Annotated in this window: 15 protein-coding genes; 1 reads left to right on the top strand and 14 read right to left on the bottom strand. The window is 36.3% G+C overall.

Annotated elements, in window-relative coordinates:
- Window positions 1–29: 29 nt before the first annotated feature.
- Window positions 30–467: an RrF2 family transcriptional regulator gene (locus tag AC2A1D_RS12800; RefSeq protein WP_484043986.1), complete on the top strand. Its 438-nt coding sequence runs from the start codon at window positions 30–32 to the stop codon at window positions 465–467.
- Between the two features lie 9 nt (window positions 468–476).
- Here the strand turns inward: AC2A1D_RS12800 and AC2A1D_RS12795 are convergent, their stop codons facing one another.
- The 14 genes from AC2A1D_RS12795 to AC2A1D_RS12730 form a co-directional block, all read right to left on the bottom strand.
- Window positions 477–2,279, bottom strand: a complete 1,803-nt coding sequence (locus tag AC2A1D_RS12795) for a hypothetical protein (protein WP_484043985.1) — start codon at window positions 2,277–2,279, stop codon at window positions 477–479.
- 260 nt (window positions 2,280–2,539) lie between these two features.
- Window positions 2,540–3,745, bottom strand: a complete 1,206-nt coding sequence (locus AC2A1D_RS12790; RefSeq protein WP_484043984.1) for a hypothetical protein — start codon at window positions 3,743–3,745, stop codon at window positions 2,540–2,542.
- A 3-nt stretch (window positions 3,746–3,748) separates the two neighbouring features.
- Window positions 3,749–4,015, bottom strand: coding sequence for a hypothetical protein (locus tag AC2A1D_RS12785; protein WP_484043983.1), 267 nt, complete (start codon window positions 4,013–4,015; stop codon window positions 3,749–3,751).
- 170 nt (window positions 4,016–4,185) lie between these two features.
- Window positions 4,186–4,809: an ATP-binding cassette domain-containing protein gene (locus tag AC2A1D_RS12780; protein WP_484043982.1), complete on the bottom strand. Its 624-nt coding sequence runs from the start codon at window positions 4,807–4,809 to the stop codon at window positions 4,186–4,188.
- Complete coding sequence (modB, locus tag AC2A1D_RS12775) at window positions 4,806–5,489, bottom strand: molybdate ABC transporter permease subunit (RefSeq protein ID WP_002978670.1); 684 nt, start codon at window positions 5,487–5,489, stop codon at window positions 4,806–4,808. The genes AC2A1D_RS12780 and modB overlap by 4 nt, the downstream gene beginning before the upstream one ends.
- Window positions 5,490–6,239, bottom strand: coding sequence for a molybdate ABC transporter substrate-binding protein (modA, locus tag AC2A1D_RS12770; protein WP_484043981.1), 750 nt, complete (start codon window positions 6,237–6,239; stop codon window positions 5,490–5,492). It lies immediately after the preceding gene.
- Between the two features lie 156 nt (window positions 6,240–6,395).
- Window positions 6,396–6,608, bottom strand: a complete 213-nt coding sequence (locus AC2A1D_RS12765) for a hypothetical protein (protein WP_124802777.1) — start codon at window positions 6,606–6,608, stop codon at window positions 6,396–6,398.
- Between the two features lie 31 nt (window positions 6,609–6,639).
- A complete protein-coding gene (locus AC2A1D_RS12760) occupies window positions 6,640–7,008 on the bottom strand; it encodes a DUF488 domain-containing protein (protein ID WP_484043980.1) in 369 nt (122 codons plus the stop codon).
- 24 nt (window positions 7,009–7,032) lie between these two features.
- Entirely contained in the window at window positions 7,033–7,485 is a 453-nt protein-coding gene (locus AC2A1D_RS12755) for a hemerythrin domain-containing protein (RefSeq protein ID WP_313270226.1), read from the bottom strand.
- Window positions 7,486–7,550: 65 nt separating this feature from the next.
- Window positions 7,551–9,800: a nitric-oxide reductase large subunit gene (locus tag AC2A1D_RS12750; RefSeq protein ID WP_484043979.1), complete on the bottom strand. Its 2,250-nt coding sequence runs from the start codon at window positions 9,798–9,800 to the stop codon at window positions 7,551–7,553.
- 12 nt (window positions 9,801–9,812) lie between these two features.
- Window positions 9,813–10,538 carry an iron-sulfur cluster repair di-iron protein gene (gene ric, locus AC2A1D_RS12745; protein WP_209388969.1) on the bottom strand — a complete coding sequence of 242 codons (726 nt, stop codon included), beginning with the start codon at window positions 10,536–10,538 and terminating at the stop codon, window positions 9,813–9,815.
- A gap of 250 nt (window positions 10,539–10,788) precedes the next feature.
- The gene (locus tag AC2A1D_RS12740) at window positions 10,789–11,214 is read right to left on the bottom strand and encodes a c-type cytochrome (RefSeq protein WP_168638225.1); all 426 of its coding nucleotides are present in this window, start codon (window positions 11,212–11,214) and stop codon (window positions 10,789–10,791) included.
- Window positions 11,215–11,233: 19 nt separating this feature from the next.
- Window positions 11,234–11,797, bottom strand: coding sequence for an SCO family protein (locus AC2A1D_RS12735; protein ID WP_002978662.1), 564 nt, complete (start codon window positions 11,795–11,797; stop codon window positions 11,234–11,236).
- Window positions 11,798–11,802: 5 nt separating this feature from the next.
- The gene (locus tag AC2A1D_RS12730; RefSeq protein ID WP_484043978.1) at window positions 11,803–12,507 is read right to left on the bottom strand and encodes a formylglycine-generating enzyme family protein; all 705 of its coding nucleotides are present in this window, start codon (window positions 12,505–12,507) and stop codon (window positions 11,803–11,805) included.
- Window positions 12,508–12,628 lie beyond the last annotated feature (121 nt).

Here is a 12,628-nt window from a genome sequence, read left to right as displayed (position 1 = left end):
GCTATAATTGCCGACTATAAATTGCACAAATGCTTATATTTTCACATACTTGCCAATACGCCATCAAAGCTTGTATTGTACTGGCAACAGAAAAAAGAAAGATTGGAATTATTGATATTTCCGAAGTCATCGGAACACCAACCGCTTTCACATCCAAAATCTTACAACAATTGACGAAAAAAAAGTTAATCTCTTCAGGAAAAGGAAAAGGGGGCGGTTTTTTTCTGACTGATGAACAATTTGAAAACCTGACAATCAAAGATATTTATGAAAATTTCGAGGGAAAAGAAGTTCTTACTTCCTGCCTCTTAGGACTTAAACAGTGTAATGGAGATAACCCTTGCCCTATCCACCATCTTGCGGTTGCTGTAAAAGAAAAGATACTGATTATGTTCAAGTACAAAATCAAAGATTTAAAAGATCTTGGAAGCGTGATGCAGATGATGGGTGTGCCAAGTGATTTATGAATTCAGTTATTATAATTGAGGAATTTTGATTTGATTCAATTTCAGTTTGAAAGATTTTAAGTCAGAAAAAATAGAATCTAATTTTGGTTTGAAATAATTGGTTTCGGCAAAAAGTTCTTCGTAATAAGCAATTCCTTTCAGCAAATTTCCTTTGAAAATCTCCCACTTTTTCACCTGAGATTTGGTGATTTCTTCAGAGAATTCCAGAATTTCATTCTTAAAATAATCGACATACAGTTTCAATTCATTGATGAATAAATGAGGACGGCGATCATCTGATAAAACATTCTCATAACCATAAATATGACGAACCATTTTCGAAAGTGAAACCTCTTTATCAAAAAAACTAAGATTCGGTCCCGGACAAATGACAACACCTTGCTTCTCCCCTTTTACCGGGATATCTAACTCCAAATATGCAGAATTTGCAAGTCCAACACAAAGACAAGATTTTTCTGTAATGTTTTGCTTCTGTTTCTCGTATTGTTTATCAGTCAATTTTAACCTGTTAGTTTTCAATTCACTCAGTTTTATATCCTGATATTTTTTGGAAGCCGTACAAGTTCCTTTAGGTGTAAATTCTTTGCTGAGCGCCAAAAATTTCTTTGGACAAGAACTCCCAAATTTTTGATTTGAAATATTCATATCCTTGATTTCATCATTGCTCGTGCCTCTGATTGTGTTAAACGGAACTCCCAATGGCGACATATTGCTCAGGTAATAATCTTCTTCTTTTGCATTTATCAAAAGGTTCCTGGTCTCCTGATCCACAGAAGTTGCCTCTGGAACCAGCAAAAATGGCGAACCCCAACCCACACTGTCCGCATTATATGTGGTCAAAAGAAACTCGTGTTCTTCAGAAGTTCCAACACCACCTTGCACAGAAATTCTGGTTTCCAAAGGTTCGGAAGTTGTCATTTTCCCTTTCTGCTCCAAGGCTGATTTCCAGAGAGCAAAAGCCGAAGCCTGAAGCTCGTTTTTCTTTTGTTTGAATTCTTCCATAATTGGCCCCATAAGAAGTCCGTCGGTTGCGAAGGCGTGTCCACCGCAGTTTAGTCCAGATTCAATTCTGTATTCTGAAACCCAAAGTCCTTTTTTCGCAAGAAAATTCCCCTGAATCATCGCAGAGCGAAAATCGCTGACTTTAAGAATGATTTTCTTTTTCAATTCGCCATTTTCATTAGGAAAAAAATCTTCAAACTCTTCCAGATAACTATACAATCTTGGATTCATTCCGGCAGAAAAAATGACGGATGACGACAATTTGCTATTGGCAAAACCTCGCAAAGAAGCGTGTGCATCATTATAAATAGTCGGAAGCTGAACATCTTTCACAAAATTATCCTTGTCTACTTTCGTCATAATATTCACATCTATTTCACCTGGATTTAAATGATTATCGATGAAATTTTTGATGCTTTCCGCCAGATTATCTTTTTTGTTGAGGATATTTTGCAAACCATCTCTCACGCCAGAAGTACTTGGCAACATTCCAATATATTGTTTGAGAGTTTCTGTATTTTTTGAAATTTCCTCTTTGAAATCCTTAAACTTTTTGGTCACAATATCGTCCATCATATCCAGATAAGCCGTGATTCTCTCCGCTCTGTGGTCTTCAGATTTAATTGAAATTGCTGTAAAATCGAAATTGAATTTTTTGCTATAAAAGTCTCGCATTCTCTCAACAATTTCGTCATCTATAATTGAAACTACAGATGAGATCCCAAATTGAGCAACACGGATTGGACTATCGATTGTGTAAGCGAGTCCCATCACAGGAATATGAAAGTTGTGTACAGGTTTTTTGTTCATTATTTATAAATTGAATTAATTGTTTGAGTTCCGAGATTTCATAGTACTTACAAGAGAAAATAACCGTGCTGAAAGTCCTAACAAATTTAAGATTTTCAGAGGTTGTTATGTCAAGAATAACAACATTTTTTAAGCACGAAAAAAAGGATTTATATCATACTAATTTCACCATCAAAACCATCGATAATTCAATAAAAATAATATGAGAAAATTGACGATAACATCAATGAGAATCAAAAGATTATGAAATTACCAAAAAGTTAGTCTACTTTTAAAGATTTGATAAAAGAACCGATTGAAATCATAATGATAACTGAGGCAAATAGCAACCAATATTTTGCACTCAAAAACGGAATATAAAAGATGGAAAAAATAGCTGCCAATGACAAGATGATTTCATTTAAAACAATACCGAAAACCATTAATAAAACACCACAATTCACTGTTTTATCAAATTTAAAATAGTCCAAATCTACTATTTTCCATATTAGAAAAAGACTAATTCCCAATAGTAAAACCAAATGCAAATACGCAATGACAATATTGATGCTGTTGAATGCATAAATGCCTAAAGACGGGATAGCAGAAGCAATTTGCAAAATAAACTTCATTAAAAAAGAAAATCCGACAACTGCCAATAATAATTTTTGAATGAAATGATTTCCTGAGAATTTCGATCGATTTTTCCAAACAAAACTCCAAAGTTTCCACGCTCCTAAAAGTTGAATGAGTGAAACTATGGTAAAAAATCCATACAACAAATCAGGAATTTCTGTCCATAAAATTGAAAGTCCGTAACCGAAAAAACATCCGATGAATAAAAGGAAAAATATAGTTTTATTCAATTTTTCTGAGATTTGAATGCCGTACTTTTTTAATGAAATCAAAAGCAAACCGACACACGAAAACAGAAAAAATCCGTTGTACTGATAATGCAGATAAAAATAAGTTGAGGCTCTAAAAAGCACTTCAAATTCATCTTTTCGGGAAGAAAAATAAGCCAACCCAAAAATTCCAATTGCAGAAATTGTGGTAAAAAAAGCACCTGATTTTAACCAGATTATTTCAGGATTTCTATTTGATTTTGTATCAATTAATAAAAATATAAAATACGCAAATCCCGTAAACAAAGCAATTGACGCAAATATGATTGACAACCAAAAATAGCCCCAATAAAGAAAAGTGAACAACATTCCATACGAACCGATTTGGTTGGCAGTCATTAAATATTGGTATTTTTTGAAGTTTATTTTTTCGGAAATTTCACTCAAATATTTCGTAACAAAAAGATAAATACTTGCTGAAACCCAGCCATAAAAAGCAAAATGCGAGTGCGCTTCCTGCGTAAATTTGTGCGTTAATCCTGGTAAAGAAAAAGCCATATTGTACCTCATCATCACGCCGACAACCGACACAACAAAGAAATTGAAAACGCAAAGTTTTAACCAAACACTAAAATTCTTCATTAATTACTCAGGGATATAAATAATTTCTCCATTTTCCAATTCGTAAGCGATAATGTCCCAATTTTTGTCATCTTGAACATCGGTAACGGTTACAATTTCATTTTTTGAAAATGAAAAATAAACCCAATTGGTATAAGATCTGGCATCTAAAAACTGATGCGTTTTGATTTCTCCTGCTGTTGCAATGTCTTCTTCTCTATCATCACTACTGTTACAAGAACTAAAAATGAATAAGCCCAATACTAGAGCTACAAGTGATTTTACTTTCATAAGTATAAATTTTTTTACAAAGAAATAGTTTTTATTTATACTGAATAAAAATAAAGATGTGATAGAAATCACAAATAAGACATTTTTGTCTTATTTTAATTTTTAACAATTAATTTTGTTAAAATCCTTGGATTTTTAATGGAATCTAAAGCTGAAAATTATGATTTTAATTAAATGATATTCAAATTGTATGTTGAAAAACTTTCAAATTCCTCTTCACTATGACTGATGACAAAAAATGTGGAATTATTGTTTTTATTAAACTCCAATAATTCATTTAACATCACTTTTCGCATTGCAATATCTACTGCAGAAAATGGTTCATCGAGCAAAACAATTTCAGCATTTTGGGCTAAAGTTCTTGCCAATGCAACCCTTTGCTGTTGTCCGCCAGAAAGTTTAGAAGGCGATGTATTCTCGAAGGTTTTGAGGGCAAACTTTTCTAATAATTCATCGACGATATTTTCGTCTTTTTCCGTTTGTGCGAAAGCGATATTTTGTTTCACAGTCATATTTGGGAACAAGGCGTAATTCTGAAACATCAATGAAATATTTCGTTTTTGAGGTGGTAGAAATATTTTATTGGCAGTATCCAGCAAAATTTTATCATTTAATTTAATGAAACCAAAATCCGGAACAACCAATCCCGAAAGTATTTTGAAAAAAGTGGTTTTCCCAATCCCGGAATCGCCGGAAACGTGCACAAAACTTCCTTCTGAAATCCGCTCATCAACCTCAAGAAATTTATTTCCTGACGAAGTAAAAATTTGATGTCTTATCTGAATTTCAATCATCGGAATGTGGTAAAATTAGTTTTTCGGTTAATGCTGTAAATCAACAATAAAATAAGAAACGAAAGGATGAAAAGCACGAATGCATAACGGTTAGCAGCCTCAAAATTGAGCGCCTGAACCTGGTCATAGATCGCAACCGAAGCGATCCTGGTTTCTTTGGGAATATTTCCGCCAACCATAATCACGATGCCAAATTCGCCGATACAGTGGGCAAAAGTGAGCGCAATTCCAGTGATAACAGATTTTTTAATATTTGGAATAAGGACTTTGAATAAAGTAACTATTTTCGATTTTCCCATTGTGTAGGAAGCTTGTCGCAAATCATCATTCAAAGCCGAAAACCCGTTCTGCAATGGCTGAATCATAAACGGAAGATTGGCAATGATACTTGCAATCACAATTCCCTGGAACGAAAAAGCGAGCCGAACATCACAATATTTTTGAAGAAAATTCCCGAAAGCATTTTCCGGACTGAAGGCTACCAAAAGATAATATCCCATCACTGTCGGTGGCAAAACCATCGGCATTGAAATTAAAGTTTCTGCAATGAATTTCAGTTTAAACCGAGAATAGGAAAGCCAATACGCAACCGGAATTCCAATGAGAATGAGGATTACCGTGGTAATTAGCGCTAATTTCCCAGTGAGGAGCAAGGTGTAAATAAAGTCTTGGTCGAGCATTTATTTTGAAATTTTGGTTTGATAACCGTAACGTTTCCAAATTTCATTTGCTTTTTCCGAATTGATGAAATCAAAAAAATCTTGAGATTCAGTTTGGCTTTTGCCTTTCAAAACGATTCCGCTTTGGGCAATCGGCTCGCATTCTTTTTCAGATAATTCATAGAAATTTCCTCGCCTCATCATTTCTTTATTTTTAGCATTGGAAAGTGCGATGAAACCTACATCTGCGTTTCCTGTCGACGCAAATTGTGCGACTTGACTGATGTTTTCTGCCCAAACGATTTTGTTTTCAATTTTGGAATATAATCCTGATTTTTTTAAAGCTTCGACTGTATTTTTTCCATATGGTGCGAGCTCAGGATTTGCGATGGCAATTTTATTTATTTCAGGATTTTGCAACAAATCCAAACCTTTAGAAACGTCCTTTTTCGAGCTCCACAAAACGACCTTTCCATAAGCGTAAATTTTCGGATTTCCATAATTTTTCCCAGCACTTTTTAATTTTTCCGGAAATTGAGTATCGGCAGATAAAAACAAATCGAAAGGTGCACCATTTAAGATCTGCTGAACCAGCAAACCAGAAGAACCAAAAGTAATTTCTACTTTTTTATCAGGATTTTCTTTGATGTAAATTTGTTTTAAATCTTCTAAAACGTCCCTAAGATTAGCTGCCGCCGCAACGGAAATGAAAGAATTTTGAGTGGATTTTTCAGATGAATTTGGTTCTTTTTTTTTACAATTCAACATCATAACTGACATTAAAATTGTACAGACTAACAGTTTTAAATGAATCCAATTGCTCATAAATTACGCGAAAAGAAAGATTCAAAATAAGACTTTCTTATCCTTTTCAAAGGTATGATTATCGATTGAAAATCCAAAAACAAATGATCGGAAAATGAAGATTTAAACTTGTCTTTCTAAAGTCTTGCATTTTTCTTTGTCACCAGATTTTACGACTGAAACATCAATATATTTTACTTTTCCTTGGCTTGCTTCTTCGAACTGTTTTGCTTTTTTGTCGGCATATTCGTAGGTGTATCCAATTCCCATTACCACTTTGTGCCCGTTGCACTCTCCCATTGCCAGATAAAGATATTCTCCTAAAGTATAATTCATTTCAGTTAAAGTTTTTAATTTAATATCAAAGTTATTTTTTTGATTTGTTGTTGAGCAATTGTTCCAGATAGTCTTTCAAAACCAAAGGATGACAATTTTTATCATCCCTTGCTGCATAAACCAGCGTTATTTTTTCCTGTTGCCCATTTTTTTCCAGGAACGGCTTTCCGGGATTTCGCTCCAAAAGTTCTTCTTTATATTTCCGGGAAAACTCGTCCCAAAGCAAAGGATCGTGATGAAACCATTCCCGAAGTTCTGTTGATGGTGCAAGATCTTTGTCCCACTCATCCAAAGCGGCTTTTTCTTTTGAGATTCCTCTTGGCCAAATCCGATCTACCAAAACACGGTAACCATCTTCGGGAGAAGCATCTTGGTACACTCTTTTTAATACGATTTCCATTGATTTATTTTTTAAAATTGATGATCATTTCCAAAACTCATCCGCATAGTCATCTTCTTCTTTGTGATGATGTTGGCTTAATTCTAAACCTATTGTATCCATCTGTTCATCGGAAAGATGTTCTTCAAGATAAGGAAAAACACTTCTTTCCTCAAAACGGATATGTTTGTATAAAGCATCAGCAAAATCTGATAGCAACTGTTGGTTATTTGATTGATTGATACTTCCAATTAAACGGCTAATTTCGCGATGTTCTTTCTCCATTTGGTTCTGTAAACCCTCGTTCGATAATTCCGGAAGCACATCATCTTCAGTCTTGAAATGGTTATGAAGATTCTTTTCCCAATAATAATTAATGTAATTCTTGATGCGTTCGTAAGAAACCTCTTTTTTGATGCCCTGACGGATTTTCCAGCAACAAAGCAAACCAAAATGATGGTCTCGGGATAAGGGTACGAGATTTTCGTTTCTTTTCATAACTTAAAATTTAAAAAGAACTGCCACTACAAAAGCAATGACAGTTCTCATGATTAAATAATTGATTATCTTTTGTCTTTTAATGACCAGCCGGTTTTCAGTCCGATAATGAAAATTACCAACAGCATCTCTCCTAGCGCCAGTAAAATATCACCGGGAACACGCAGCCAACGTAAAGTATGCATCATATCGGTCTGCATAAATTCTGCGGAACGAGCGTACCAATATCCTTCTTTAATAGAGGCTACGGATTGCATAATTCCTATCGGCAACAAACTGATGGTTACCATTACTAACAATCCGATATTTGTTAGCCAAAATGCCCAGCCGATGAGTTTATCATTCCATTCTCTGTCAGGATATAATCCTCTCAACATAAACATCATCAAACCAATTCCTAAGATTCCATACACTCCGAACAGTGCGGCGTGGCCGTGAACTGCGGTTGTATTGAGTCCTTGAATATAGTACAATGCAATCGGTGGATTGATGGCAAACCCGAAAATACCTGCACCAAGGAAATTCCAAAAACACATGGCGATGAAACAGTAGATTGGCCATTTGTATGCTTTGATCCATTTGGTAGATTTACTGATCTGATAATTTTGATAAGCTTCAAACCCAATTAAAACCAAAGGAACAATTTCAAGTGCGCTGAATGTAGCTCCCAAAGCCAAAACTGCTGTTGGCGTCGCACTGAAATACAAGTGGTGGAACGTTCCCAAAATACCTCCCGCTAGGAAAATAATGGTTGAAAATAATACAGCATGAGTTGCTGCCTTTAATCTTAATAATCCCAATCTTGTAAATAAAAAGGCTGCTACAACGGTTGCAAAAACTTCGAAGAATCCTTCTACCCAAAGGTGAACCACCCACCATCTCCAGTATTCTGCAATGGCCATATGGGTTTGTCTTCCGTACATCAATCCGGCTCCATAGAATAGGGCAATTGCTACTGCGGAAAGTGTGAACAATAATAGTAAATGTCTGTCACCATCTTTCTTTTTCAATGCGGGTAAAAGTGCTCTTACCATTAGAATTAACCAAAGAATTAATCCTACTAACAATAAGATCTGCCAAATTCTACCCAGTTCTACATATTCGTAACCCGAATGTCCCCAAAGAAAATTATCTACATATCCTAATTTCTGCATTACGCCAAGCCATTGTCCCGCTAAAGAACCGAAAACAACAATCAGTAATGCTCCAAATAAAATATTGACACCTAAAACCTGATACTTCGGCTCATAGCCTGAAACTGCGGGAGCAATGTACAATCCAGTGGCTAACCAAGATGTTGCAATCCAGAAAATGGCTAATTGTACGTGCCAACTTCGGGATATTGATTGTGGTAAAAATTCATCCAAAGGAAAACCATAGAATCCACTTCCCTCGACTCCGTAGTGCGCTGTGATGACACCCGCAAACATTTGTACTAAAATTAACAATGCGACAACCCAAATGTATTTCAGCGTTGCTCTCATAGAAGGTGTTGGTTTCATATTTCTGAGCGGATCTTCCAAAGGCAGCATATCCCTTGAATTGATTTCTTCCTCCTTGTTTCGGGCGTGGTAAAATACCAGCAGACCTACACAACCCAGCAACATCAGCACACTGAAACCGGACCAAAGGTGTAACGATGGTGGTGGTACATTGCCAATCAGTTCATCGTGTGGCCAGTTGTTGGTGTACGTTACATCGTCACCAGGACGATCCGTGATGCAAACCCAGGCTGCCCAAGAGAAAAAGGCATTCATTTTTGCCATTCTTTCCGGAGTTTTTACCGTATTTTTCGGGATGGCGTACTGATCTCTCAGTTTTGCCATTTCCGGAGCATTCATAAATATTTTAGCGTAGTAATCTGCCAGTTCTGCCTGTACTTTTGCTCTTTCAGGAGAAATCACAATTGTATTGGTAGCTTCGTCTAAGGTATTTTTACGAAGTTCTTTTTTCAGTAATACCTGATATTTTGCCTGCTCGTCATCCGGTAAATCTTTATAGACTTTCCCCTCTTTTTTAGCCAGTTCTTCCAGAAGAAGCAAAGATTCACGATGGAGATAATCGGCACTCCAATCGGGTGCAATATAGGCTCCGTGTCCCCAAATACTACCGACAGTCTGTCCACCGATAGATTGCCAAACATTCTGACCGTCTTTGATGTCCTGCCCGGTAGCTATGACTGTTCCGTCAGTAGTAACAACCTTATCCGGAACAGGCGGGATTTTCCTATAAATATCTACGCCATAGTAGATCAGTACGGCAAAAGAACCTATGATGACGGCTGCAAGCCAGGTCCATAATTTTTTGGTGGTCATACTTTTCTCAATTTAGTGTTCTACTGAAAATTCTTTTTCTAATTGAATCGCTTTTGGAAAGAGAATATTATTTTCTAAATGAATATGTTTATGCAGATCATTTTCAAAATCCTGAAGCATTGCGAATGTCACTTTATACGTATTACAGGCATCTGCAGGAGGCGTATATTCGTTTGTAATATCTGCGATTTTTCTCAATCGTTCTCCTTCAATGGTATGCTCGTGCTTCATCATATTGACGGGATTTTCTACAGATCCAAAAGGTGGTTGCGGAATAGCTTCATTAGAAATTTTCGCCTTCACCATATTTTTCACAAAAGGGAAAAGAATCAATTCTTCTTTTTTCATGTGTGCTGCCAAATCCTGTGCAGACGCAAAAAACAAATCTCTAATTTCGAATAACTCCGGATGTGCGCCACCGTGAACTTTGCATAATTTATCTAAAAACTGTTGTAGAACTGGCGTTTTTTCTTCCACATAACGGTGATGTGTTTTCTCCACATAATCTGCCAAAAGATCCAAGGGCCAACTGTTGAAATCGATAGAATTTCCATCCGTTTTCGGAAGATTTTCTATGTCTGAGTAGATTTGATCTTTATCCAAACTCTTCGGACTACAAGCTTCCTCTATTGTTCTTCCGCCTTTACAGCAAAAATCAATGCCGTATTTTTTAAAGATTGCTGCGGTTCTGAAATCTTCAGCGACAATCTCTCCTATAAAATCTGTCTTGATATTCATAATTAAATACTTTTTTATCTTTTATTATTTTAAAATTTTTTTATTTTGATTTTCTGGTTTTTAGTTTTTGAATTGGATATAGTTCATTATCAATAAATCTTCTATTTAACTATAAACAACTCTGTTTTAGTTTTATTCAAGCCTATTATTTGTCATTCCGAAGGAATCCATTTAGAATAAGTTCGTAATTCATCATCAGTAAATTGAGATTCCTACGGAATGACAAAATAGTATTGAATTAGTTGTTAATCTATTTTTTAAGTGAAAGGATATATTTTACCATTTTCTGAGCGTTCTCTTTGCTGAGCCCGGCGTGCGGTGTCATCGGGATATCGCCCCAAACACCTTTTCCGCCATCAATCACTTTTTGTGCAAGATGGTCGATATCGGCATCGGTATATTTTGCTGCTACGTCCTGATAAGACGGTCCCACCAATTTCGAATCTACCTTGTGACAAGACAGGCAGTCTGCGCCTTCTACAAGAGCTTTGCCTTCGTCTTCGGGCTTTGCTGCGGCTGTTGTTGAAGCAGTATCAGCAGATGCTGCAGGTTTTGGTTCCTCCATCATTGTATTGGATTCTGTTGTGGGCTGCTGTTCTGCTACTTGTTCTTTTTTTTCTGAGCAAGAAGTGATGGTAAGAGAGAGCAAAATTGCTGTAAAAAATAAGTTTTTCATTACTAAAGATTTTTATGGATTATAATTCTATTTGTTTTTTAATTTCTTTTACAAGGTCATCATCGCCGGAGTCCAGACCTTCTTTTTGGTAAGCTAAAGTTCCTTTTTTGGAATAGACACTGATGATATTGGAGTGGGAAAACTCTATCGGCGAAATTTCTTTGTATTTAACAGCCATTACGTTGGCGAGTTCCCGCGTATCATCCTCGTTGCTGCGGATAAATGTCCATTGTTTTTCATCGAATTTATTGGTATCCAGATAAGCTTTCATTACTTGGGGAGTATCGTTTTTCGGATCAATGGAAATCAAAACATACTGGATGTCTTCCGGATTGGTTTTTCCTACTTTTTGGGAGATGGTTCTCATCTCGGCAGTGAGTCTCGGGCAAGCGGTTTTACACGATGTAAAAATCATTGCAGTAACCAGAACTTTCCCTTTCATATCAGAAAACGTAATGGTTTTACCGTCCTGTTTCTCCCATTTGGAACTGACATTATAAATGGAATCCGGACTTATTTCTTCGTTTTTTTTGCTGCAGGACAAACTTGCCATTGCCAACAAAATATAAAGTAAGTTTTTCATTTTTTTTAATTTTCAAAATCTCTTGCACATCGGAAACCGAGATTGTTGAGACAGTTGTTAGCTTTGATACTTCCGCGAAGTGCATAACGCACAAAGGCAGCATAATTTCTAAGATCCGAAGCGGTAATGGCGCCACCGGCACAAAACAAAGACTCGTTGGTGGTATTGTCTTTTCTGGATTCTCCGCTCATCATCACCGAATTGAAATCGTACGTCCATTCCCAAACCATTCCGTACATACCGTAAACGCCGTAAAAATTGGGTTCACCTTGTCTTACAACTTTATTCATATTGCTTTTCCGCTGTTGGTATTCTCTAAGTATAAAATCTGTAAAATGAGGTTTATCAGAAGCATTTTTAGAACTGCGGTCTGCAAGTCCTACATATTCCCATTCTTCTATTGTTGGAAGCCTTTTGCCCACACTTTTAGCATACGCTTCTGCGGCAAACCAGGAAACATTGGTGACGGGAGCGTCGGGATTTATTTTTTCCGGAAGCTGATAATCGCCTTTCCAATGTTTGAGGTAAGTGCTGTCTGCGTATAACCGAAGCACTTTACTTCTGGTCCATTGAGGATTAGCTTTCAGAAATGTGAGATATTCTGCATTGGTCACCGGGCTGTTATCAATATAAAAAGATTTTACTTTAATAATATTGTTAGAATCTTTTCCGATAAAAGCTCTGTACGATCCGCTGTCTATTTTCATCATTTTTTTTGAACTGGAAATGAATTCTAACTGATGATCTGCTACAGACGTACTCTGATGACTTTTGGGAGATTGTGAACAGGAAGCTAAACCCAAATTCAGGATGACTGCACAAATGAAGACA

The organism is Chryseobacterium sp. HNCC26DJ239, assembly GCF_057180445.1.
Note: the sequence above shows the minus strand (reverse complement) of the source record. Positions and strands in the feature narration are given on the sequence as shown.

Coding starts and splice junctions, on each gene's coding strand:
- AC2A1D_RS12750 (WP_484043979.1), bottom strand. CDS start 9,800: ATGACCACCAAAAAATTATGGACCTGGCTTGCAGCCGTCATCATAGGT.
- AC2A1D_RS12760 (WP_484043980.1), bottom strand. CDS start 7,008: ATGGAAATCGTATTAAAAAGAGTGTACCAAGATGCTTCTCCCGAAGAT.
- modA (WP_484043981.1), bottom strand. CDS start 6,239: ATGATGTTGAATTGTAAAAAAAAAGAACCAAATTCATCTGAAAAATCC.
- AC2A1D_RS12765 (WP_124802777.1), bottom strand. CDS start 6,608: ATGAATTATACTTTAGGAGAATATCTTTATCTGGCAATGGGAGAGTGC.
- AC2A1D_RS12790 (WP_484043984.1), bottom strand. CDS start 3,745: ATGAAGAATTTTAGTGTTTGGTTAAAACTTTGCGTTTTCAATTTCTTT.
- AC2A1D_RS12780 (WP_484043982.1), bottom strand. CDS start 4,809: ATGATTGAAATTCAGATAAGACATCAAATTTTTACTTCGTCAGGAAAT.
- AC2A1D_RS12730 (WP_484043978.1), bottom strand. CDS start 12,507: ATGATGAAAATAGACAGCGGATCGTACAGAGCTTTTATCGGAAAAGAT.
- AC2A1D_RS12735 (WP_002978662.1), bottom strand. CDS start 11,797: ATGAAAAACTTACTTTATATTTTGTTGGCAATGGCAAGTTTGTCCTGC.
- AC2A1D_RS12800 (WP_484043986.1), top strand. CDS start 30: ATGCTTATATTTTCACATACTTGCCAATACGCCATCAAAGCTTGTATT.
- AC2A1D_RS12755 (WP_313270226.1), bottom strand. CDS start 7,485: ATGAAAAGAAACGAAAATCTCGTACCCTTATCCCGAGACCATCATTTT.
- AC2A1D_RS12795 (WP_484043985.1), bottom strand. CDS start 2,279: ATGAACAAAAAACCTGTACACAACTTTCATATTCCTGTGATGGGACTC.
- AC2A1D_RS12785 (WP_484043983.1), bottom strand. CDS start 4,015: ATGAAAGTAAAATCACTTGTAGCTCTAGTATTGGGCTTATTCATTTTT.
- ric (WP_209388969.1), bottom strand. CDS start 10,538: ATGAATATCAAGACAGATTTTATAGGAGAGATTGTCGCTGAAGATTTC.
- modB (WP_002978670.1), bottom strand. CDS start 5,489: ATGCTCGACCAAGACTTTATTTACACCTTGCTCCTCACTGGGAAATTA.
- AC2A1D_RS12740 (WP_168638225.1), bottom strand. CDS start 11,214: ATGAAAAACTTATTTTTTACAGCAATTTTGCTCTCTCTTACCATCACT.